The sequence below is a fragment of the Pseudonocardia sp. MH-G8 genome, assembly GCF_002262885.1.
In the GTDB taxonomy this organism is placed as follows: Bacteria; Actinomycetota; Actinomycetes; order Mycobacteriales; family Pseudonocardiaceae; genus Pseudonocardia.
In genome coordinates, this window is record NZ_NKYF01000009.1 from 279,349 (window position 1) to 301,040 (window position 21,692).

At 73.5% G+C, this 21,692-nt stretch carries 21 protein-coding genes; 12 read left to right on the forward strand and 9 right to left on the reverse strand.

Annotated features, from left to right (window positions below):
• The first annotated feature begins 19 nt into the window (after window positions 1–19).
• The 3 genes from CFP66_RS22405 to CFP66_RS22415 are packed head-to-tail and all read left to right on the forward strand — an operon-like array spanning window position 20 to window position 3,158.
• Entirely contained in the window at window positions 20–868 is an 849-nt protein-coding gene (locus CFP66_RS22405) for an EamA family transporter (RefSeq protein ID WP_094927135.1), read from the forward strand.
• A gap of 56 nt (window positions 869–924) precedes the next feature.
• Window positions 925–2,385, forward strand: a complete 1,461-nt coding sequence (locus CFP66_RS22410) for a DUF2252 domain-containing protein (RefSeq protein WP_233159617.1) — start codon at window positions 925–927, stop codon at window positions 2,383–2,385.
• A 2-nt stretch (window positions 2,386–2,387) separates the two neighbouring features.
• Window positions 2,388–3,158, forward strand: coding sequence for an alpha/beta fold hydrolase (locus CFP66_RS22415; RefSeq protein ID WP_233159619.1), 771 nt, complete (start codon window positions 2,388–2,390; stop codon window positions 3,156–3,158).
• A 6-nt stretch (window positions 3,159–3,164) separates the two neighbouring features.
• On the opposite strand, the gene CFP66_RS22420 is transcribed toward CFP66_RS22415, so the two are convergent.
• Entirely contained in the window at window positions 3,165–4,082 is a 918-nt protein-coding gene (locus CFP66_RS22420; protein ID WP_094927077.1) for a substrate-binding domain-containing protein, read from the reverse strand.
• A 26-nt stretch (window positions 4,083–4,108) separates the two neighbouring features.
• On the opposite strand from CFP66_RS22420, the gene CFP66_RS22425 reads away from it, so the two are divergent.
• From CFP66_RS22425 to CFP66_RS22435, 3 genes are read left to right on the forward strand one after another with little or no spacing between them, the layout of a single operon-like run.
• Complete coding sequence (locus CFP66_RS22425) at window positions 4,109–4,960, forward strand: substrate-binding domain-containing protein (protein ID WP_094927078.1); 852 nt, start codon at window positions 4,109–4,111, stop codon at window positions 4,958–4,960.
• Between the two features lie 6 nt (window positions 4,961–4,966).
• Window positions 4,967–5,665 carry an ABC transporter permease gene (locus CFP66_RS22430; RefSeq protein WP_094927079.1) on the forward strand — a complete coding sequence of 233 codons (699 nt, stop codon included), beginning with the start codon at window positions 4,967–4,969 and terminating at the stop codon, window positions 5,663–5,665.
• Window positions 5,662–6,759: an ABC transporter ATP-binding protein gene (locus CFP66_RS22435; RefSeq protein WP_094927080.1), complete on the forward strand. Its 1,098-nt coding sequence runs from the start codon at window positions 5,662–5,664 to the stop codon at window positions 6,757–6,759. Before CFP66_RS22430 ends, CFP66_RS22435 begins: the two co-directional genes overlap by 4 nt.
• Here the strand turns inward: CFP66_RS22435 and CFP66_RS22440 are convergent.
• Both CFP66_RS22440 and CFP66_RS22445 read right to left on the reverse strand, forming a co-directional pair.
• A complete protein-coding gene (locus CFP66_RS22440; protein ID WP_094927081.1) occupies window positions 6,689–7,990 on the reverse strand; it encodes an MFS transporter in 1,302 nt (433 codons plus the stop codon). The genes CFP66_RS22435 and CFP66_RS22440 overlap by 71 nt on opposite strands.
• Before the next feature lie 106 nt (window positions 7,991–8,096).
• Entirely contained in the window at window positions 8,097–8,534 is a 438-nt protein-coding gene (locus CFP66_RS22445; protein ID WP_233159621.1) for a MarR family winged helix-turn-helix transcriptional regulator, read from the reverse strand.
• Between the two features lie 73 nt (window positions 8,535–8,607).
• On the opposite strand from CFP66_RS22445, the gene CFP66_RS22450 reads away from it, so the two are divergent.
• The 5 genes from CFP66_RS22450 to couO are packed head-to-tail and all read left to right on the forward strand — an operon-like array spanning window position 8,608 to window position 14,625.
• Window positions 8,608–10,146, forward strand: a complete 1,539-nt coding sequence (locus CFP66_RS22450) for a long-chain fatty acid--CoA ligase (protein WP_233159622.1) — start codon at window positions 8,608–8,610, stop codon at window positions 10,144–10,146.
• Window positions 10,143–10,949: a crotonase/enoyl-CoA hydratase family protein gene (locus CFP66_RS22455; RefSeq protein ID WP_094927083.1), complete on the forward strand. Its 807-nt coding sequence runs from the start codon at window positions 10,143–10,145 to the stop codon at window positions 10,947–10,949. The genes CFP66_RS22450 and CFP66_RS22455 overlap by 4 nt, the downstream gene beginning before the upstream one ends.
• Entirely contained in the window at window positions 10,946–12,859 is a 1,914-nt protein-coding gene (locus CFP66_RS22460) for an acetoacetate--CoA ligase (protein ID WP_094927084.1), read from the forward strand. The genes CFP66_RS22455 and CFP66_RS22460 overlap by 4 nt, the downstream gene beginning before the upstream one ends.
• Complete coding sequence (locus tag CFP66_RS22465) at window positions 12,856–13,734, forward strand: 3-hydroxyacyl-CoA dehydrogenase NAD-binding domain-containing protein (RefSeq protein ID WP_094927085.1); 879 nt, start codon at window positions 12,856–12,858, stop codon at window positions 13,732–13,734. The genes CFP66_RS22460 and CFP66_RS22465 overlap by 4 nt, the downstream gene beginning before the upstream one ends.
• Before the next feature lie 9 nt (window positions 13,735–13,743).
• Window positions 13,744–14,625 carry a 4-hydroxyphenyl-beta-ketoacyl-CoA hydrolase gene (couO, locus tag CFP66_RS22470; RefSeq protein WP_094927086.1) on the forward strand — a complete coding sequence of 294 codons (882 nt, stop codon included), beginning with the start codon at window positions 13,744–13,746 and terminating at the stop codon, window positions 14,623–14,625.
• On the opposite strand, the gene CFP66_RS22475 is transcribed toward couO, so the two are convergent.
• From CFP66_RS22475 to CFP66_RS22500, 6 genes are read right to left on the reverse strand one after another with little or no spacing between them, the layout of a single operon-like run.
• Complete coding sequence (locus CFP66_RS22475) at window positions 14,561–15,412, reverse strand: sugar phosphate isomerase/epimerase (RefSeq protein WP_094927087.1); 852 nt, start codon at window positions 15,410–15,412, stop codon at window positions 14,561–14,563. The two genes, couO and CFP66_RS22475, sit on opposite strands and share 65 nt — an antisense overlap.
• A gap of 5 nt (window positions 15,413–15,417) precedes the next feature.
• On the reverse strand, window positions 15,418–16,251 hold the full coding sequence (locus CFP66_RS22480) for a carbohydrate ABC transporter permease (protein WP_094927088.1): 834 nt from the start codon (window positions 16,249–16,251) through the stop codon (window positions 15,418–15,420).
• Window positions 16,241–17,188, reverse strand: coding sequence for a carbohydrate ABC transporter permease (locus CFP66_RS22485; protein WP_198961594.1), 948 nt, complete (start codon window positions 17,186–17,188; stop codon window positions 16,241–16,243). Before CFP66_RS22485 ends, CFP66_RS22480 begins: the two co-directional genes overlap by 11 nt.
• Before the next feature lie 26 nt (window positions 17,189–17,214).
• Complete coding sequence (locus CFP66_RS22490) at window positions 17,215–18,531, reverse strand: sugar ABC transporter substrate-binding protein (RefSeq protein WP_094927089.1); 1,317 nt, start codon at window positions 18,529–18,531, stop codon at window positions 17,215–17,217.
• A 17-nt stretch (window positions 18,532–18,548) separates the two neighbouring features.
• The gene (locus CFP66_RS22495) at window positions 18,549–19,682 is read right to left on the reverse strand and encodes a mandelate racemase/muconate lactonizing enzyme family protein (protein WP_094927090.1); all 1,134 of its coding nucleotides are present in this window, start codon (window positions 19,680–19,682) and stop codon (window positions 18,549–18,551) included.
• Window positions 19,679–20,662: a hydroxyacid dehydrogenase gene (locus CFP66_RS22500; protein WP_094927091.1), complete on the reverse strand. Its 984-nt coding sequence runs from the start codon at window positions 20,660–20,662 to the stop codon at window positions 19,679–19,681. Before CFP66_RS22500 ends, CFP66_RS22495 begins: the two co-directional genes overlap by 4 nt.
• Window positions 20,663–20,763: 101 nt before the next feature.
• Between CFP66_RS22500 and CFP66_RS22505 the strand changes: the two genes are divergently transcribed.
• Entirely contained in the window at window positions 20,764–21,594 is an 831-nt protein-coding gene (locus CFP66_RS22505; protein WP_094927092.1) for a LysR family transcriptional regulator, read from the forward strand.
• Window positions 21,595–21,692 lie beyond the last annotated feature (98 nt).

The following is a 21,692-nucleotide window of genomic DNA, read 5'->3' on the forward strand; positions in this document are numbered from 1 at the left end:
ACAGCCGGGGGCGGTGTCGATGGGTGTGATGCTCGCCCTCGTCTCGGCGATCAGCTACGGGTTGTCGGACTTCCTGGGCGGCGTGCTGTCCCGGCGCGCCCCGTTCGTGCGCGTCGCGCTCCTCGGCCAGGTCGGCGGCCTCGGCGCGACGGTGCTGGCTGCGCCGCTGTCGGCCGGGGCCCTTCCGGGGCCTGCCGATCTGGTCTGGGGTGGGCTCTCCGGGGTCGGCACCGGGCTCGGGATGACCTTCCTCTTCCGCGGGATGAGCCGCGGTGCGATATCCGTGGTCGTGCCGGTGAGTGCGGTCGGCGGTGTCGTGCTGCCCGTGCTCGTCGCGGCGGTCGTGCTGGGAGACCGCCCGGCACCGCTCGCGTGGGCCGGAACGGTGCTGGCGGTGCCGGCGCTGTGGTGGGTGTCGCGGGAACCGGCCTCGGCACGGGGAACCGGCGGCGTGGCTGACGGACTCGTTGCCGGGGGCGGCATCGCCCTGCAGTACCTCGCCCTCGCCCAGGCGGCGCCGGCGGCCGGGATCTGGCCCGTCGCCGCCGGCCGGGTGACGGCGACCGCTGCGGTCGGCGTCCTTGCCATCGCCCTCGGCCGCCGCGAACCCGACCGGACGGTGCGGGCGTCCGCCTGCGGCGTCCGGGCTGCGGCGGCGGGTGCCGGTGTCCTCGCCGCGCTGGCGCTGGTCTGCTACCTGTTCGCGACGCGGACGGAGCTCGTCGCGGTGGCGGTCGTGCTGTCCTCGCTCTACCCGGTCGTGCCCGTGCTGCTCGGCGTCACCGCACTGCGGGAACGGCTCGGACGCGCGCAGGCGCTCGGCCTGGCCGGCGCGCTCGCGGGGTGCGTGCTGATCGCGACGTCCTGACCGTCGGGCGATCACGGCCGCCGTGGCCCGCGGGTGAGCACGCGTAACATCGGGGCGTGACCGGCCCTTCCGAGCTGCGCCCGGTCACCGGTTTGCCCGTCCCCGCCGGGCCGGTGCACGCGCACACCGTGCTCGCCGACGCCGACGGTGCGCCGTACTCCTCGCTGCTGCGGCGGCCCGCCGAGCGCGCCGAGCGGTACGCGCTGGGCAAGGCGCTGCGCAAGCGGGTGCCGCGCTCGTCGCTGGCCGAGTGGGCGCCTCCCGCCGACCGCCCCGACCCGGTTCAGATGATCATGGAGAGTCACGAGGGCCGGGTGGGTCGGCTGGTGCCGGTGCGGGTGGGGCGGATGGTCGCCTCGCCCTACGGGTTCCTGCGCGGCACGGCGGTCGTCATGGCCCACGACGTGGCGCGGCTGCCGGCCACCGGGATCACCCCCGTCGTCTGCGGCGACGCCCACCTGGGCAACTTCGGCTTCTACGCCTCGCCCGAGCGTGACCTGGTGATCGACCTCAACGACTTCGACGAGGCCCACCCCGGCAGCTGGGAATGGGACCTGCGCCGGTTGGTGGCGAGCATCTGGGTGGCCGGGAGGCAGAACGGCGCGCGCGAGGACGCGTGCGGCGCGGCGGTCGCCGAGTGCGTCGCCGCGTACCGGCAGGAGGTGCGCTACCTCGCCGACCAGCCCTTGCTCTCACGCTCCTACCAGCGGCTCGACGTCGACCGGCTCGCCGAGAGCAGCCCCAAGCCGCTGCGGGCCGAGGTCGTGCGCGCCGCCAAGCGGGCCCGGCACCGCACCAGTGACCGTGCGGTGCCGCGCTTCACCCGGCAGGTCGAGGGAAGGCGGCGCATCGTGGAGGAGCCGCCGCTGATCACCCGCGTCCCCGGCGCCGACGCCGAGCGGGTGGCGGCAGCGCTGGACGACTACCTGCGCACCCTCGCCCCGCACTGGCAGCGGGTCCTGGGCGGGTACACGCTCGTGGACGTCGCGCACAAGGTGGTGGGCGTGGGGAGCGTCGGGTTGCGCGCCTACGTGGCGCTGCTCGAGGGCTCCTCGCCCGACGACGTGGTGTTCCTGCAGCTCAAGCAGGCCCGGCGCTCGGTGCTCGCGCAGTACGTGCACGGCGATTCCGCGCTGCACGCCCACCAGGGGCAGCGCGTCGTGGAGTACCAGCAGGCGCTGCAGACGGTCAGCGACCCGCTGCTGGGCTGGACGACCGTGGGGGAGCACCAGTACTACGTGCGGCAGTTCCGGGACATGAAGGGCGCCGTGGCGCTGGACGCCATCGATGCCGAGGCGCTCGCCGACTACGCGGGCGTGCTCGGACACCTGCTCGCGAAGGGCCACGCCCGCACCAGCGGGGCGTCGATGATCGCCGGCTACACGGGGCGCTCGGACCGCGTCGACAACGCCCTGTGCCGGTTCGCGCGCGCCTACGCCGACCAGACCGAGGCCGACCACGCCGCCCTGATCAGGGCCGTCGACCGCGGGTTGCTGCCCGTCGAGCGAGGGGTGTAGCCGTGCACATCGGCGAGCTCACCCCCACAGCGCCGTGGGACCACGTGCGGCGCACCGCGCGGCACCTCGCGCGTTCGCTCGGCCCGGCCGTGGGGCTGACCACACCCGCGCTGCTGCGCCACCCGGTGTGGCGCAGCAGCGCCGCGGAAGGCGGCGGGGCGGGTGTGGTGGTCGTCCCGGGGTTCGGTGGCCTCGACGCCAGCATGGCCGTACTGCGCCGCTGGCTGCAGCGGCGCGGCTACGTGGCCGTCGGCGCGGCGCTCGCAGGCAACATCGGCTGCACGCAGCACCTGGTCACGCGCCTGGAGCGCCGCGTGGAGGAGCACGCCACGGCCACCGGCGGCCCGGTCGTGCTCCTCGGCCACAGCCGAGGCGGGATGCTCGCCCGGGTGATCGCGGCCCGGCGGCCCGACCTGGTCCGGGGGCTCGCCATGCTCGGCAGCCCCGTGCTCGACCCGCTCGACGCACGCGGTCTCGCGCGGCTGCTGCTGCCCGCGCTCGTCGGGCTGTCGGCGCGCGGCGTGCCCGGGCTGCTGAACGGCGACTGCCTGGCCGGTGTGTGCGGTGACACGACGGCGGACGGCCTCGCGGCGCCGCTGCGGGTCCCCGCCGTCGCGATCTACTCGCGTGAGGACGGCGTCGTGGGCTGGCGGTCGTGTCAGGACCCCGAGGCGGAGTGGGTGGAGGTCACCAGCAGCCACACGGGGATGGGCACCGACCCGCAGCTCTACACGGCGCTCGCCACGCGGCTCGCGGCCTGGGCCGCGCGCTGACGCGCGCTAGTCGCCCAGTTCCTCCACCCGCCCCGCATCGCGCGCGTCGTAGCCGGAGAGCGCGGTGACGGCGGCGCGGATGTCCGGTTCGTGCAGGGCGGCCACCAGCGGTGCCGCGGCGTCGACCGCCTCGCCGGTGAGCACGACGTCGTAGTCCTCGGAGACCAGCGGCACGAAGTCGAGGTCGAGGTCGCGGGCCACCGAACGGACGCCGAGTCCGGCGGCGACCACGCCCGAGGCCACCGAGAGGGCCGTCTCCAGGTGCGAGCCGGTCTCCGGCCCGCGTAGCGCGTCGGGGTCGTGGCCGGCCTCGAGGAGCAGCCGGTCGAGCAGCACGCGCGTGCCGGTGCCGTGGCGGCGCTTGGCGACGCGGAGCCCGGCCAGGTCGGCGGCCGACGCGAGGCCGCGCGGGTTGCCCGGCGGGACCAGCAGGCCCTGTTCGCGACGCCACAGGTGGATCAGGTGTGGCCGCAGGCCGCGCAACAGCCCGCGCGCGAACGGGGCGTTGTAGGTGCCGGTGTGGTGCAGCAGGTGCACCGCGGCGCCGTCGGCGTGCCCCTGGCGCACGGCGCGCAGCCCGCCGAAGCTGCCCTCGGTGCCCACCGACCGCAGCCCGCGACCCAGCCGGCGGCCGACGACGTCGAGCGCGGGGTCGTCGCTGCCCGCGAGCCGGAACACCCGCTCGGCGTGCAGGAACCGGCGCGCGGCCACCACGCCGTCGGGGGCCACACGGGTACGGCGCCGGTCGGCGGTGACGATCACGCCGGCGTCGGCCAGCGTGCGGACCGAGCGCCCGATCGTCGACGCCGTGGTGCCGAACCGCTGCGCGAGCTCCCGCACACCGGGCAGCTCGGCGCCTTCGGCGAGGTCGCCCGCGCCGATCCGGCTCGCCAGGTCGGCGCAGATCTCCCGGTACCGCGTCACGTCTGAGGACTCTATAGTCCCGCTCTGTGCCAGCACAGTTCCGCGCAGCGGTGGTCGGTCTCGTCCTGCTCGTGTTGACGGCGTGCGGTACGCCCGCGGAGGGATCCGCGGCCGGGCCGTCCGCGGAGCGGTCGATGATCCTCGCCACCACCACGAGCACGCAGGACTCGGGCCTGCTCGACGACCTGCTCCCGGCCTTCACCGCCGAGACGGGGTGGGCGGTGAAGCCGATCGCCGTGGGGAGCGGCGCGGCCATCGAGATGGGCCGCCGCGGCGAGGCCGACGTGCTGCTGGTGCACTCGCCCGCCGCCGAGGAGGAGTTCGTCGCCGAGGGCACCGCCGGGCGGCGGCTGCTCGTGATGCACAACGACTTCGTGCTGCTCGGCCCGCAGGACGATCCGGCGGGCGTGCGCGGGCTGCCGGTCGGCGAGGCGCTGGGACGGATCGCGGGCGCGGGCGCGGTGTTCGTCTCACGTGGGGACGAGTCCGGCACCCACGCGCGGGAGAAGGCCCTCTGGGAGCAGTCCGGCGTGGCCCCGGGCGGCGCGTGGTACCAGGAGACGGGTCAGGGCATGGGGGCCACCTTGCGGGTCGCCGCGGAGAAGGCCGGCTACACGCTCGCCGACCGGGCGACCCACCTCGCGCAGCCCGACGGCCTCGCCGTGCTCGTCGAGGGCGATCCCGGCCTGCTGAACGTCTACCACGTGATCGAGATGACCACCCGCGCAGGCGAGCGCGTGCAGCCCGAGGCGGGCACGGCGTTCGCCGACTGGATCACCGGGGCCGACGCCCAGCAGCGCATCGGCGAGTTCGGGCGCGCGGAGTTCGGGCGGCCGCTGTTCGTGCCGGACGCGGGCAAGCCCGACCCCACCGGCTGAGCCGTCGTGGACGTCCTGCGCGACGGGCTGCTGGAGGCGCTGCGGCTGCTCTTCGGCGGCGATGCGGAGACCTGGGCGATCACCGCGTTGACGCTGCAGGTGTCGCTCACCGCCACGGCCGTGGCGGCCCTGCTCGGCGTCCCGCTGGGGGCGGCGATCGCGCTCGGGTCGTTCCCCGGCCGCCGGCTGCTGCTCTCCGCCGCGAACACCGGGATGGGCCTGCCACCGGTGGTCGTCGGGCTGTTCGTCACGGTGTTGCTGTGGCGCAGCGGGCCGCTCGGCGCCTTCGGGCTGCTCTACACGCCGGCCGCGATGGTCGTGGCGCAGGCCGCCATCGCCACCCCCGTGGTCGTGGCGCTGGTCGCCGCGGCGTTGCAGCAGGTGGACCCGGAGTTCCTGGTGCAGATGCAGGGGCTGGGTGCGTCGCGCGCGCGAGCGCTGCTGGCATTGTTCGCCGAGGCGCGGCTTCCACTGTTCGCGGCGGGTATGGCGGCGTTCGGGGCCGTCGTGAGCGAGGTGGGGGCGGCGCAGATGGTGGGCGGCAACCTCGCGGGGGAGACGCGCGTGCTCACCACGGCGGCCGTGCTCGCCACCAGCCGCGGCGAGTTCGCACTGGCGATCGCGTTCGGGTTGGTCCTGCTGCTGATCGCGTTCGTCGTGAACCTGGTGGCGACGCTGGCGGGCCAGCGCGAGCGCGTGCGATGAACGGGCTGTCGGTACCGGTGCCCCGGATCGGTTGCCGCGACCTGCGGGTCCTCGCGCGGGGACGGGAGCTGTTGCACGTCCCGGCCCTCGACGTCGCCGCGGGCGAGGTGCTCGCCGTGCTCGGTCCCAACGGCGCGGGGAAGTCGACGCTGCTGCGCGCGCTCGGGCACCTCGGCGGCCTCCGGAGCACCGGCGACGTGCTGCTCGACGGGCGCCGCGCCGGGCGCCGGGAGCTGCGTCCCGCCGTCGCGGCCGTGCTGCAGCGGCCGATCCTGCAGCGGGGCAGCGTGGCCGCCAACGCCGCCGCGGGCCTGCGGATGCGGGGCGTCGGGCGGCGGGAGGCCCGGGAGCGTTCGGCGCCGTGGCTCGACGCGTTCGGCGTGCAGCACCTCGCGGCCCGCAGTGCGCGCACGCTGTCCGGAGGGGAGGCGCAGCGGGTGGCGCTGGCTCGCGCGCTCGCCCCCGAGCCGCGGGTGCTGCTGCTCGACGAGCCGTTCGCCGGGCTGGACGCCACCACGAGGGTCGACCTGCTCGCGGACCTGCGCTCCGTGCTCGACGGGCTCGACACCGCGGCGTTGCTCGTCACCCACGACCGGTACGAGGCGGCCGCGCTGGCCGGCACGACCGCGCTGCTCGTCGACGGGCGGATCCGCCAGCTGGGCCCCACCGCGCGGGTGCTCGACGAGCCGGCCGACGTGGACTGCGCCCGGCTGGTGGGGCTCACCAACGTGCTCCCGCCGGCCGTCAGCGGCCGGGCCGAACTGCTCGTCGCGCGTCCGGAGCACTGCCGCGCCGTGCGCGGGGGGTGTGTCGAGCTGCGGATCCCCGGCATCGTGCGCCGGGTCGTGCCGCTCGGCGGCCCCACGCGCGTGGACGTGGACACCGCAGCCGGCACCCTCGCCTGCCTCGCCCCCGGCGACGGCGACCTCGCGCCCGGGGTCGCCGCCGCGGTGGTGGTGGAGGAGTCGCAGTTGCGCGTCGTCCGCCGCTCGACGGACGGCGCACTCGTCGGTCAGCCGCCGCTCAGGCCGCCGGTTCCCGCTCGATCCGCTCGTCCGACAGGTCCCGGTGGGAGGTCTCGCCCAGCGCGATGATGCAGCCTGCGCTGACCAGGCAGCACGCCGCGATGATCGCCGAGACCAGGCCCGTGCCCGACGTGCCGCTGAGCACGGAGGCGAACACGACGGGCGCGAGGCCCGCGCCGATGCCCGCGATCTGGTAGCCCAGGGACGCGCCCGTGTAGCGGGACCCGGTGGGGAACAGCTCGCTGTAGAGGGCGCCCAGCGGCCCGTGCAACGCGGCGTGCACCACGCCCTGGCCGACCACGACGGCCAGCACCAGCAGCGCCGTCGATCCGCTGTCGATCATCGGGAACATCAGGAAGCTCCAGCAGGCCATCAACACCGCGCCGGTGATCATGACCGGGCGGCGGCCCACCTGGTCCGACAGCGCCGAGTACCCGATGACCCCGAGGATCGCGACGACCGAGGAGATCGTCAGCGCGTTCAGGACCGTCTGGCGCGAGAAGCCGGCCTGCACGGCGTAGGAGATCAGGAACGTGGTCAGCGTGCCCTGCGCGACGAACGAGCCGAACCCGACGCCCACCGAGAGGGCGAGCGTGCGCGGGTGGTTGCGGAGGATCTCCATCAGGGGCGAGCGCTTCGGCCGGACCGTCGCGGCGGCGAACACCGGTGACTCCTCCACCTTCGCCCGCACGAACAGGCCGATCCCCAGCAGCACCGCGCTCAGCAGGAACGGGATCCGCCAGCCCCACGTCAGGAACTGCTCCTCGCCGCTGACGGCCGCGGCGAGCGCCAGCACCAGCGTCGAGAGCACCATCCCGCTCGGGCCACCCGAGTTGGCGAAGCTCGACCAGAAACCCCTGCGGCTGGTGGCGTGCTCGGCCGACATCAGCACCGCGCCGCCCCACTCGCCGCCGACGGCGATGCCCTGCGCGACGCGCAGCACGATGAGCAGGATCGGGGCGAGCGCTCCGACCTGCGCGTAGGTCGGCAGCAAGCCGATGAGCACGCTGGCCACGCCCATCAGCGTCATGGTCAGGACCAGCATCCGCTTGCGGCCGAGCCGGTCGCCGAAGTGGCCGAACAGGATCCCGCCCAGCGGGCGGGCGAGGTAGCCGGTGGCCAGCGTGCCGAAGCTGGCGATCGTGCCGACCAGGGGATCGAGGTCGGAGAAGAACACCCGGTTGAACACCACCGCCGACGCGGTGGCGTAGAGCAGGAAGTCGTAGTACTCGATGACGCTGCCGAGGTAGCTGGAGAGCACCGCCCGGCGCAGCTGGGTCTGGGGACGTGGTCCGCTCATGCGGGTGGCCTCTCTGCCAAGGCGGGGGTGTGCCCGCGATCCGCTGCGGCGAATGTAGGGAAACCTGTCACTGCCGTCAACGCGACGGATGATGTGGATCCGGCTGCTACTGGGCGGGGCCGTTCGCCAGCGCGGTGCGGCAGCGGTTGAGGTAGTCGCGCAGGGCGGTGCGTTCGGGAGCGGCCAGGTCGGCGAGCATCTGTTCCTCGAGTGCGCGAACCTGGGGCTCCACCCGCTCGAGCAGGGCTTGGCCGGTGGGGGTCAGGCTGATCAGCAGGCGGCGGGCGTGGCGGGGGTCGCGGTGGCGGGTGATGAGCTCACGGCGTTCCAGTGCGGTGACGAGGTCGCCCATGGACTGCGGGGTGACGAAGGCGTTGCGGGCCAGCTCGGCGCTGGTGAGGTCGGCGCGGCGGGCCAGGACGGTGAGCGCGGTGTACTGCAGCGCGGTGGTGCCCGATGGGCGCAGCAGGTCGTCCAGGTGGGCCCGCACCGCGAGTTCCACCTGCTTGACGGCGTAGAGCAGCGACGGCGCCGCACGATCCACGGCGCACCCCCATCTTGTCGGCCCGGCTACAACAGAGTATGAGTAAGGAAACCTGTCATTGGAGGGGGGACACGTGAGGACGGTGGACGCAGCCGCCGGGCTCGGCAGTTGGCCGGCCCGGCGTGCCCGGATCGACCCGGACCGCCCCGCACTCGTCGAGGGCGAGCGCACCCTGACCTACGCGGCGCTGGCGCAGCGCACCGCCCGGCTCGCCGGCGCGCTCGCCGGGTTGGGCGTGCGCCGGGGGGACCGCGTCGCCTACCTCGGTGTCAACGCCGTCAGCGTGTTCGAGACCTTCTTCGCGACCTGGTTGCTGGGCGCCATCGCGGTGCCTTTGAACCACCGGCTCGCCGGCGCCGAGATCCGCTACATGCTCGCCGACGCCGGCGCCTCCGTGCTGGTCCACAGCGCCGACGCCGACCGGTTGCTCGGGTCCGCGCAGCCGTTGCCCGAAGGCGTGCGGCACGTGCTCGCCGTGCCCGGGGAGTACGAGGCCGCGCTCGCGGGCGCGGAGCCGCTCGCGCAGCCGCCCGCCGTGGACCTGGACGCGCCCGCGATCCTGCTCTACACCTCCGGCACCACCGGCAGACCCAAGGCCGCCGTGCTCACCCACGGGAACCTGACCTGGAACACGATCAACCAGCTGGCCCACGTCGACGTGCTGTCCACCGACCGGGCACTGTGCATCGCGCCGCTGTTCCACTGCGTCGGGCTCGGGCAGGTCACGCTGCCGACGCTGTTCAAGGGCGGCAGCGTGGAACCGCTGCCCGCCTTCGACCCGGGCGCCGTGCTCGCCCGGATCGCGCAAGCGCGGATCACCAGCTTCTCGGCGGTGCCGACGATGCTGCAGATGATGGTCGAGCACCCGTCGTGGGACGCGGTGGACCTCGGCTCGCTGCACACGGTGCTCTACGGCGGCTCGCCCGTGCAGGAACGCGTGGCACGGGCCTGGCTCGAGCGCGGGGTGCGGGTGCGTCAGGGCTACGGCATGACCGAGGCGTCCCCCGGCGTCTACATGGAGCCCCGCGACGGCGGCGCGGAGCACCCGGTGTCCGTCGGCGTCCCGCACTTCTACACCGACGTCGCGATGCTGCGCGACGGCGAGGTGGGGCCGCTCGCGGGCGAACCGGCCGAGCTGCTGGTCCGCGGGCCGCACGTGTTCGCCGGCTACTGGCAGCGGCCGCAGGAGACCGACGACGTGTTCGTCGACGGCTGGTTCCGCTCCGGTGACGTGCTGCGCGTGCGCGACGGCGGCCGGGCCGAGGTCGTCGACCGCGTCAAGGACGTGATCATCTCCGGCGGCGAGAACATCTACCCGGCCGAGGTCGAGGCGGTGCTCGTGCAGCTCGACGACGTCGCGGACGCCGCGGTGGTCGGCGTTCCGGACGCCCGGTGGGGCGAGGTCGGCGTCGCCTACGTGCAGCCGCGCCCCGGCGCCGTGCCGCCCGAGGCGCAGCTGCGCGCCCACCTGGAGGCCCACCTCGCCCGTTTCAAGATCCCGAAGTACGTCGAGCTCGTCGACGCGCTGCCCCGCAACGCCACCGGCAAGGTCCGCCGCGTGGAGCTGCGGGAGCGGGCGGCGACGACCGTTCTCCCGGAAGGACCCGCATGACCGACGAGCACGTCCGCCCGTTGCTCCCACCCACCCTTCAGGTGCAGCGGCACGGCGCGGACCGGGAGATCGCCGTGTTGCGCCTGGCCCGCGCGGCCAAGCGCAACGCCCTGGACGACGCCACCGTGCTGGGCATCGAGTCGTTCTTCACGACCCTGCCCTCGGAGGTGCGCGTGGTCGTGCTCGCCGCGGACGGGCCGCACTTCTCCGCCGGGCTGGACCTCTCCGAGCTCGTCGAGCGCGACGCGTTCTCCGGGATCGCGCACTCGATGATGTGGCACCGCGTGTTCGAGCGGATGGAACGCGGGCGGGTGCCGGTGATCGCGGTGCTGACCGGTGCGGTGATCGGCGGCGGCCTGGAGCTGGCCTGCGCCGCGCACGTGCGGGTGGCCGAGCCGAGCGCCTTCTACGCTCTGCCGGAGGGGCAGCGTGGGCTCTTCGTCGGCGGCGGGGCGTCGGTGCGGCTGCCGCGGCTGATCGGCACCCACCGGATGGCGGACATGATGCTCACCGGCCGGGTGCTCGACGCCGAGGAGGGTCAGGCGCTGGGCATCACGCAGTACCTCGCCGACCGGGGTGAGGGGCTCACCCTCGCGCTGGAACTGGCCGCGAAGGTGGCCGCCAACTCGCCGGTCACGAACTTCGCCGTGTTGCAGGCGCTGCCGCGCATCGCCGAGGCCGCCCCCGACCAGGGGTACCTGATGGAGGCGCTGATGGCGGCCGTCTCCGGCGCGGACGCCGAGGCCCAGGACCGGATGCGGGCGTTCCTGGAGGGCCGCGGCGCGAAGGTGAGTCGCGGATGACGACCCCGGATGCCCGCATCGGGGAGTACCTGACCTTCCTGGAGCGCGAGCACGGGCGCTCGTTCGGCTCCTACACCGACCTGCACCGCTGGTCGGTCACCGACCTCGACGGGTTCTGGTCCTCGATCGCGCAGTTCGCGGAGGTCCGGTTCGCGACGCCGCCGCGCGCCGTGCTCGGCCGCCGCGAGATGCCGGGCGCCGAGTGGTTCCCGGGGGCCACCCTCAACTACGCCGAGCACGCCCTGCGCGGCCCGGGCGAGGACATCGCGGTGATCGCCCACTCGCAGACCCGCGACCCCGTCCGGTTGACCTGGGACGCGCTGCGCGACCAGGTGGCCAGGGCGCGGGCCGGGCTCGTCCGGCTGGGCGTGCGCCGCGGCGACCGGGTGGTGGCCTACCTGCCCAACATCCCCGAGACGTTGGTGGCCTTCCTCGCGACGGCGAGCCTCGGGGCGGTGTGGGCGAGCTGCGCCCCGGAGTTCGGCGCCCGCAGCGTGGTCGACCGGTTCGGGCAGGTCGAGCCGCGGGTGCTCCTGGCCGCGCCGGGCTACCGCTACGGCGACCGCGACGTCGACCGAACGGGCGAGGTGGCCGCGATCCGCGCGGGCCTGCCCACCGTCGAGCACGTGGTGGCGGTGCCCTACGGCGCAGGTGAGCTCCCCGGCACGCTGCCGTGGGCGGAACTGCTCGCCGGGCCGGGCGAACCCGGTGCCGACCCCGTCCCCTTCGACCACCCGCTGTACGTGCTGTTCTCCTCGGGCACGACCGGGCGCCCGAAGGCGATCGTGCACGGCCACGGCGGGATCCTGCTCGAGCACCTGAAGAACCACGCCCTGAGCTGGGACCTCGGGCCCGGCGACCGGATCCTCTGGTTCTCCACCACCGCGTGGATGATGTGGAACGCATTGGTGTCCGGATTGCTGGTCGGCGCGTCGGTGGTGCTGGTGGACGGCAACCCGCAGCATCCCGACCTCGGCATGCAGTGGCGGCTGGCCGGCGAGACCGGCGCGACGCTGATGGGCGCGAGCCCCGGTTTCCTGATGGCCTGCCGGGCCGCAGGCCTCACCCCGGGGCGCGACCACGACCTGTCGCGGCTGCGCCAGCTCGGCGCCGCCGGCAGCCCGTTGCCCGCCGAGGGCTACCGCTGGGTGGCCGAGCAGCTCCCCGGCGTCCTGCTCAACGTCGGCAGCGGCGGTACCGACGTCTGCTCCGGGATCGTGCAGGGCGGGCCGTGGCAGCCGGTGTGGCCCGGGGAGATCTCCGGGCCGGCGCTGGGCGTGGCGGCCGAGGCCTTCGACGAACGCGGCCGGCCGGTGGTCGGAGAGCTGGGCGAGCTGGTGATCACCCAGCCGATGCCGTCGATGCCCGTCGGCTTCTGGGGCGACCCGGACGGGCGCCGCTACCGCGACGCCTACTTCGCCACCTACCCGGGCGTGTGGCGCCACGGTGACTGGGTGCGCTTCTCCGCGCACGGCAGCTGCGTGGTCACCGGACGCTCCGACGCCACGCTCAACCGGGGTGGCGTGCGGCTGGGCACCGCCGAGTTCTACCGCGTGGTGGAGGAGCTGCCGGAGGTGGCCGACAGCCTCGTGGTGCACCTGGAGGACGCGGCAGGCGGGCCGGGGGAGCTGTTGCTGTTCGTGACACCGGCCGACGGCGTCGTCCTGGACGACGCCCTGCGCGCCCGGATCGCGGGCGAGCTGCGGGCGGCGCTGTCGCCGCGGCACGTGCCGGACCGGGTGCTCGCCGTGCCGGTCGTGCCCCGCAACCGGACCGGGAAGAAGCTGGAGCTGCCGGTGAAGAAGATCCTGCGAGGGGCGGCCGTCGACGACGTCGCCGGCCGCGACGTGCTCGCCGAGCCCACCGCGCTCGACGCGTTCGTCGCCCTGGCGGCGGGGAGGACGGCATGACGCGCGTGGCCGTGATCGGCACCGGGGTGATCGGGGCGAGCTGGACGGTGCACTTCCTCGCCCAGGGCCTGGACGTGGTGGCCAGCGACCCGGCACCGGACGCCGAGGAGCGGCTGCGCGAGGCGGTCGGCGCCCACGAGCGGTTGACGTTCACCGCCGACCCGGGGGAGGCGGCGGCCGCGGCCGACTTCGTGCAGGAGAACGCCCCCGAGCGCCCCGAGGTCAAGAACGCGCTGTTCGCGACGCTCGACGCCGCGGCCCGCCCGGAGGTCGTGCTGGCCAGCAGTTCCTCCACCCTCCTGCCGAGCGCGATCGCCCGCGCCTGCACGCGTCACCCGGAGCGGGTGGTCGTCGGGCACCCGTTCCACCCGCCGCACCTGGTGCCGCTCGTGGAGGTCGTGCCGGGCGAGGCCACGGCCGAGGCCGCCATGGAGGCCGCGATGGCGTTCTACACGGCCGTCGGCAAGAAGCCGGTCCGGTTGCGCCGGGAGCTGCCCGGCCACCTGGCCAACCGCCTCCAGGCGGCCTTGTGGCGGGAGGCGTACGCGCTGGTGCAGAGCGGCGCGGCGAGCGTCGCGGACGTCGACACGGCCATCGCGTACGGCCCGGGTCTGCGCTGGGCGCTGCTCGGGCCGCTCGCCACCCAGCACCTGTCCGGAGGTGCGGGCGGTCTCGGGCACGTGCTCGCCCACCTGGGCCCGCCCACGGAGGCGATCTGGCGCGACCTCGGCGAGCCGGACATGACGCCCGAGTTCGTCGCCGACCTGGTGGCGGGTGTCGAGGAGGAGCTCGACGGCGCCGACCCGGTCGCGCTCACCGCCCGCCGCGACGCCGCGCTGCGCGCCGTGCTCGCCGCCAAGACCGATCTTCCCTAGGAGCCCGCGTTGGACCTCACGACCCTCGACATCCCCTCCTTGGACGCCATCGACGTGCACGTGCACGTCGAGCAGGACAGCCACGGCTGCTTCGCCCTCGACCAGGAGCTGATGGACGCCTCCGCGGCGTACTTCCGCTCCGGTCAGGACCGCACCCCGACGGTCGCGGCGATCGCCGAGCACTACCGCGAGCGGAACACGGCGGCGGTCGTGTTCACCGTGGACGCGTCCGCCGCGTCCGGGCACCCGGCGCTGTCCAGCGAGGAGATCGCCGACCTCGCCGCTGCACACCCCGACGTGCTGATCCCGTTCGGCTCGGTGGACCCGCACGCCGGGAAGGCGGCGGTGGCGCGGGCCCGGCGGCTGGTCACCGAGCACGGGGTGCGCGGGTTCAAGTTCCACCCGAGCATGCAGGCGTTCGAGCCGAACGACCAGCGCTTCTACCCGCTCTACGCGGCGATCGCCGAGCTGGGCGTCCCGGCGCTGTTCCACACCGGCCAGACCGGTATCGGCGCGGGCCTGCCCGGCGGTCACGGCATCAAGCTGCGCTACTCGGCACCGATGCTGCTCGACGACGTGGCCGCCGACTTCCCGGAGCTGACGATCGTGATGGCGCACCCGTCGGTGCCGTGGCAGGACGAGGCGATCTCCATCGCCACGCACAAGGCGAACGTCTACATCGACCTGTCCGGCTGGTCGCCGAAGTACTTCCCGCCGCAGCTCGTGCGTGCGGCGAACAGCCTGCTGAAGCACAAGGTGCTGTTCGGCTCCGACTTCCCGGTGATCACCCCGGACCGCTGGCGCGCGGACTTCGAGAAGCTGGAGATCAAGGACGAGGTGCGCCCGCTGATCCTGAAGGAGAACGCGGTGCGGATGCTGGGTCTGGGCTGAGCGCTGCGGCCACGCGCGCAGCGTCGAGGTCGCGCCGCACCTGCTCCGCCACGTCGACGGCCGTGTCCGAGTACTGACCGGACAGACAGACCGGGCCGCTCCAGCCCATGCGCTCCAGCTGCGCGAAGGCTGCCGACCAGTCGGCGCGCCCCTGCGGGCCCGGCACGAACCACGGCTTCCAGCCACCACCCACGGTGCCTGCCGGTGGATCGGTCCGGACGTGCACGACGTTCTTGAGGTTCACGATCGCGAGCCGATGGGCGACCAGCTCCAGGGTGACGGCGGGGTCGTCGCCGGCGAGCGCGTCGTGTGCGGCGTCCCAGACCACGCGGAAGTGCTCGACGGGGAGCCCGTCGAGAAGCTGCAGGACGCCCAGGGCCGAGGAGACGTAGCGCCCGTGGTGCGGCTGCACCCCTACCTGCACGCCGTAGCGCTCGGCGAGCGGCGCGGCTGCCTCCAGCTGCGCCCGGACGCGGCACACCGACGCCGCGTACCCGTCCGGCCCCAGTTCGGCCATGGTCCTGATGAGCGGCACGCCCGCGGCGCGGCAGGCGGCGAACACCGGCTCGTCGAGGCCGGCGGCGATGCTGATCACTTCGACCCCGTCGGCGCGCAGCCGCTCGACGAAGGCGGGCAGGCGCTCCTCGGCGTTCGCGGGGGTGACGTGCGCGCTCTCGCGGACCGGGACCTCGGCACCGGTGAAGCCGAGGCCGGCGACCAGCGGACCCAGCTCGTCGGCGGGGAGCGCGGACCAGGGCTTGGTGAAGACGGACCAGAGAAGGGTCATGGCTGTCAGCGGCCTCCGAGCCCGCTCATGGTGATCCCGCGGACGAACCACCGTTGGGTCAGGAAGAAGATGACGATCAGCGGGACGGTCGTGACCGTCGCCGCCATCAGCAGCAGGTTCCACTGCGTGCCGTTGGTGTCCTGGAAGACCTGCAGCCCGACGGCGACGGTGCGCGTCGCGTCGCTGTTGGAGATCACCAGCGGCCAGAGCAGGTTGTTCCACTGCCCGATGAACTTGAACACCGCGAGCGTCGCGATGGCGGGCACGGCCAGCGGCAGGATCACGCGGGTGAACGCCTGCCAGCGGTTGGCCCCGTCCAGGCGCGCCGCCTCCTCGTAGTCGCGCGGGATGCCGAGGAAGAACTGGCGCAGCAGGAACACCCCGAGCGCGGTGAACGCGTGCGGCAGGATCATCCCGGGCCAGGTGTCGATGCCCTGCAGCCGCGCCACCAGCACAAACTGCGGGATCAGCGTCACCTGCGACGGGATCATGAGCGTGGCGAGGTAGATCCCGAACAGCACGCCACGACCGCGGAACTCGAGCCGCGCGAACGCGTACGCCGCGAGCGCCGCGGTGATCGTCTCCAGCAGGGTGGTGCCGGCCGCGAAGATCACGGTGTTGAGCAGGTAGCGCCCGAGTGGCACGAGCTCGAAGGCGCGGACCAGGTTCTCCGGGTGCCAGCTGCTCGGCCAGAACGACGGGCTCGCCGCCATCGACTCGGTGTCGGACTGGAACGCCACCAGCACCATCATCACGACCGGGACGAGCGTGACGGCGGTGACGAGGAAGCAGGTGAAGACGACCAGCTTCCGGCGCCACAGGAGGGCGTCAGTTGTCATAGTGGACCAGCCTCCGCTGCAGGACGAACTGGATTCCGGTGATCACGGCGATGAACGCGAACAGCACCAGCGACTGCGCGGCTGCGTAGCCCTGGTCGTAGTTCTCGAAGCCGGTCCGGTAGATGTACATGACGAGCGTGGTGGTGCCGGTGCCCGGACCGCCGTTGGTCATGATCAACGCCTGGTCGAACACCTGGAACGACCCGATGATCGAGGTGACGACCACGAAGAAGAACGACGGCGAGAGCATCGGAAGCGTGATGTTGCGGAAGCTCTGCCACGGGCTGCTGCCGTCGACCTTCGCGGCCTCGTAGAGCTGTTGCGGGATCGCCTGCAGACCGGCGAGGAACACGACCATCCCGAAGCCGAAGCCCTTCCACACGCTCATCACGATCAGCGCGGGCATGGCCCAGGTGTCGGAGATCAGCCACGCAGGCCCGTCGATCCCGACGAGTGCGAGCACGGTGTTCACGAGCCCGCCGGTGGGGATGTAGAGCCAGATCCACACGAACGCGACGGCCACGGTGATCGTCGCGTAGGGCAGCAGCAGGAGCGAGCGGAACGCCGCGACGCGGCGCAACCCCTGGTTGAGCAGCAGCGCGAGCGCCAGGCTCACGACGATCGTGAGCGGCACGCTGACGAACGTGAAGTACGCGGTGTTGCCCAGCGCCGACCAGAACGTGGGGTCCTCGCCGAGCCGCCAGAAGTTGCGCAACCCGGCGAAGGTGGGCGGGCTGAACAGGTTCCAGTCCAGCAGCGAGATCACGCCGGCCGCGACCACCGGACCGGCGGTGAACACCACGAACCCGGCGAAGCTCGGTAGCAGGAACAGCCAGGCGGCGCGGGTCTGCCCGTCACGCATGCGGCGCCGGGGCGGCCCGTTCGGGGGTGAACTGCCGGACGTGCCCGTCGATCCGGCGATGGTCTGGACGGCCACGGTGCCCTCCTCCGCTGATGGGGTGATCACTGGCGCCGCTGGGCGGCCTGGCGGACGTTCTCCTGGTGCTGGGTCATCAGCACGTCCAGCCGCGGCGTGAGGCCGGCGACGGCCTCGGCCACGGTGAGCTGCCCGAGGAAGCTGCGTGGCAGGTCCTGGCCCAGCAGCTGGCGGACCTGGTTCCAGTTCGTGGTCACCTCGAACGGGTGGCCGCCCGCCAGCTCGCCGGCGAGGATCTGCTGGACGATGCCGAGGTTGTCCGGTGGCGGCCGGAACGCCGAACCGGCGGAGAAGCGGGCGGGGTTGTTGCGCCCGGCGCGGGCGTAGATGTCGAGCGCTCCGGTGCTGGTGAGGGTCTTGAGCAAGGTCCAGGCCAGCTCGAGGTCGGCTCCCTCGAGACCGGCGGGGATCGCGAAGCTCGAGCCCGACACCCGGGGTTTGCTCCCGGCGGGTCCGGCGGGGAACGGCACGATGTCCCAGTCGAACTCCGCCTTGCGGACGTTCACCACCTGCCACGGCCCGTTCTGCATGAACGCGACGTTGCCCTCGAGGAAGTTCGACAGCGCGCTCACGGTGACGAGGTTCGTGATCGGCGGCGTGACCCGGTCGCGGACGAACAGCCCGATCACGAAGTCGAGGGCCTCCATCGCCTCCGGGGTGCCGAGCGCGCTGGCCGTGGCGTCGGCGTTCATGACGTCGCCGCCCGCGCTGTAGATCCAGGAGACGAGGTCGTCGATGCTCGGTGCGCAGGTGAACCCGTACCGGTCCGGCGGCGCGCTGAGCGCGATCGCCAGCTCCCGGAACCGCGCCCACGGCATCGGCTCCGTGGGCGAGGGCAGGTCGATCCCCTGCTCGGCGAGCAGCGTCTTGTTGACGTACAGCACGTTCGGCGCCACATCGAACCCGACGGCGTAGGTGCGCCCGCCGAAAGAGGAGATGGCGCGGATGTCGGGGTAGAAGTCGTCGAGGTCGAACTCCGGGTCCGCCGCGATGAGGTCGTCGAGCGGGCGGTGCGCACCGCGGGCGGCGTAGGTGGGCAGCAGCCAGCCGTTGACGGCGGTGACGAGGCCGGCCGTGCCGCTCACCAGCTGCAGGTCGAGCTTGGTCGGGTAACCGCCCGACGGGGTCAGCGTCGGGATGGATGCGACGCCCATCTGCTGCTCGACGTAGTCGCTGAAGTCGCTCCAGACCTGCGTCTCCGCAGCGCTGCTCGACCACATCGACCAGGTGGCGGCGCCCTCGGGGCGGCCCCCGCACCCGCTGAGCAGTCCGCTCGCGCCCAGGCCGAGGCCGGTGATCCCGGCCAGCTTCAGCAGGTCGCGGCGGGCGAGTCGGTGAGGCATCGTCGTCTCCCGGGGTCTCAGGTGAAGGTCAGGTCGCGGGCCTCGGCGCGGATGCGCTCCTCGTCGACCTCCACACCGAGGCCGGGAGCGTCGGGCACGGTGGCGACGGCCTTGGTGATCCGCAGGCCGCCGACGTAGAGGTCGGCCAGCAGTTCCGGGCCGTTCAGCTCGGCCGGGAGCGCGAGGTCGAGCTGGCTGAACACGTGCAGCGCGGCGGCGAACCCGATCCCGCAGTCGGTCAGACCGCTCGCGAGCAGCTCGACGCCGTTGGCCTGCGCCACCTGCGCGGTCTTGAGCGCGTTGCGGATGCCGCCGGACTTTCCGATCTTGACGACGACGAGGTCGGCCGCGTCCAGTGCGACGGTGCGCGCGAGGTCGGCGGCGGTGAAGCTGCCCTCGTCGATCGCGACCGGCAGGTCGATCATCGCGCGCAGCCGCCGCAGGCCGAGCAGGTCGGTGCTGGGTACGGGCTGCTCGACGCAGTGCAGGCCGGGCACGCCGCCGATCGCGCCGAGCAGCTGCCGCAGCGCGGCGGGCCGGTACGACTGGTTCGCGTCGAGCCAGAGCGGCTTCCCGCCGGCCACCTCGGCCGCCGCGACGACCGCTGCGGCGTCGGCGTCCGGGTCGCCCGCGATCTTCACCTTGTACGCGGCGTAGTCCGCGGACTGCTGCACCCGCTCCCGCACCGCGGCCGGGGCGTCCACCCCGATCGCCGAGCAGAGCGGGATCTCCGCGTGCACGGCGCCGCCCAGCAGGGCGTGCACCGGCAGGCCGGCCGCGCGGCCTGCGGCGTCGTGCATCGCGAGATCCACGGCGGCGCGGGCGAACGGGAAGCCGTTGGACACCGAGGGGCTCAATACCCGGTTGGCGCGCCTGTGGAACAGCTCCACGTCGAACGGGGTGAGCTCGAGCAGCAACGGCTGGAGGTAGCGCTTGATCACCACCGCGATCGTCTCGGCCGTCTCGTAGCTCCAGCTGGGCAGCGCACGCTGCTCGCCCCACCCGACGACCCCATCCTCGGTTGTGATCTTGACGAACAGCACGTCCCCCGCGCTGTCCGGCGTACCGACGGCGCCGCTGCCGAGCACGAAGCCCTTGGCGAAGGGCACCGCGACGGGGAAGACCTCCACCGTCCTGATGCGCCCCGTCATGCCGCGATCGCCCAGGTGGCGGGGTCGACGAGGCTCGGCCCGCGCTCGCCGCGGTCGAGGAACGCGACCACGTCGGCGACGACGTGTCCGGCGAGCGCCAGGTGCCCCTCGGTGGTGTCGCCCGCGACGTGCGGGCTGAGCAGCAGGTTCGGCGCGGCCAGCACCTCGGGTGCCAGCGTCGGTGGCTCGGTGTCGTAGACGTCGAGGGTGGCCGAGATCCGCCCGGCGAGCACGTGCTCGAGCAGCGCGTCCTGGTCGATCGCCGGGCCGCGGGAGGAGTTGACGACGACCGCGCCGTCCGGGAGCGCGTCGATCAACCCGCGGCTGACCATGCCGGCCGTCTCGGGCACGTTCGGCACGTGCACCGAGATGATCGGGCAGGCCAGTGCCTCCTCCAGGGCGACGGTGCGCACGCCGAGCGCCGCGGCCCGTTCGGCGTCCAGGTACGGGTCGTAGACGCGTACGTCGCAGCCGAACGGGCGCAGCAGCGTGATCAGCGCGCGGGCCGTGGAGCTCGCGCCCAGGATCCCGACCGACCGGCCGCGGATCTCGTGGCCGCGCAGGTACCCGGGCTTCCACTCGCCCGCCCGCATCGCGGTGTCGAAGCGGGGGAGCTGCCGCGTCAGGGTCAGGATCGCCGCGAGGCAGTACTCGCCCACCGACCACGCGATCCGCCCGGCCGCGGAGAACACGGTCACGCGGTCCAGTACGGCCGGGTCGATCAGCTTCTTCACCGAGCCGGCCGCGTGGGCGACGATCGCCGGACCGGAGCCGTCGGCCCACAGCGCGGTGTCCAGGTGCGGGGTGCCCCAGCTGGTGAGTACGACGTCGGACCCGGCGACGAGCCGGGTCAGCTCTGCGGCGTCCAGCTCGGGGCCGGCCCACACCACGTCGAAGCGCTCCTCGAGGAGGGCGCGGGTGGCGGCATCGCACACGTCGGCGACACGGTGCGGGGTCATGGCGACGGCGATGCGGGGCAAGCTGGCTCCTCGGGGACGTGCGGTGGGAACGCGAGGACGCTAAGTCCGGGAGTCCATGCGCGTCCAAGCCCGATTCCGTATGAACCGATACCGTCCGCGGCATGGATGTGTCCCTGCACCAGCTCCGCGGATTCGTGGCCGTCGCCGAGGAACAGCACTTCGGCCGGGCGGCAGCGCGTCTGAACGTCACCCAGCCGCCGCTGTCACGCCAGGTGCAGGGGCTCGAGTCCACGCTCGGGGTGGACCTGTTCGACCGCGTCGGCCGCGGTGTGCGGCTCAACGCGGCCGGCGAGGTCTTCCTGGCCCACTGCCGGCGGGTGCTCGCCCTGATCGACGTGGCGCCGGACGCCACCCGCCGCGCGGCCGAGGGGGAGACGGGCACGCTGCGGATCGGGTTCACCGCGATCGGGGCGTATGCGGTGCTGGCGGACTTCCTGGGCGTCGTGCACGAGCGCCTGCCGGCGGTCAGCGTCGCGCTGACGGAACTGGCCAGCCCCGCCCAGTTCGACGCACTCGCCGGGATGGAGCTCGACATCGGCCTCGTGCGGCCGCCGATCCCGGACCAGTTCGCGTCGGTGTTGGTGCACTCCGAGGACCTCGTGCTCGCCGTGCCCGAGGCGCATCCCCACGCCCGCGCCGAGGGGCCCGTGGCGCTGACCGAGGTCACCACCGAGTACATCGGGTACAGCCCTGAGGGCTCGCGCTACCTGCACGACATCTGCGCGGCGATGATCGGCATGGACACCTATCGCGTGAGCCGACTCGTATCGCAGGTGCCGACGATGCTCGCGCTGGTCCGGGCCGGCCTCGGCTGCGCGCTCGTGCCCCGTTCGATCACAGCGATGGGCGTGGACGGCGTTCATTACCGGGAACTCGCCGCTGCCGACGCGCACTCGGTGACGCTGCACGCCTGCTGGAGCCCGGGTAACTAGTCAGGTCATTGGGGTGCGGGCAGCCAGGGCCGTCCCTCGGCGAGCATGACGAGGGTGTCGAAGAAGTGCCTGCCGTGTTTGGCGGCGGTGGAGAGGTA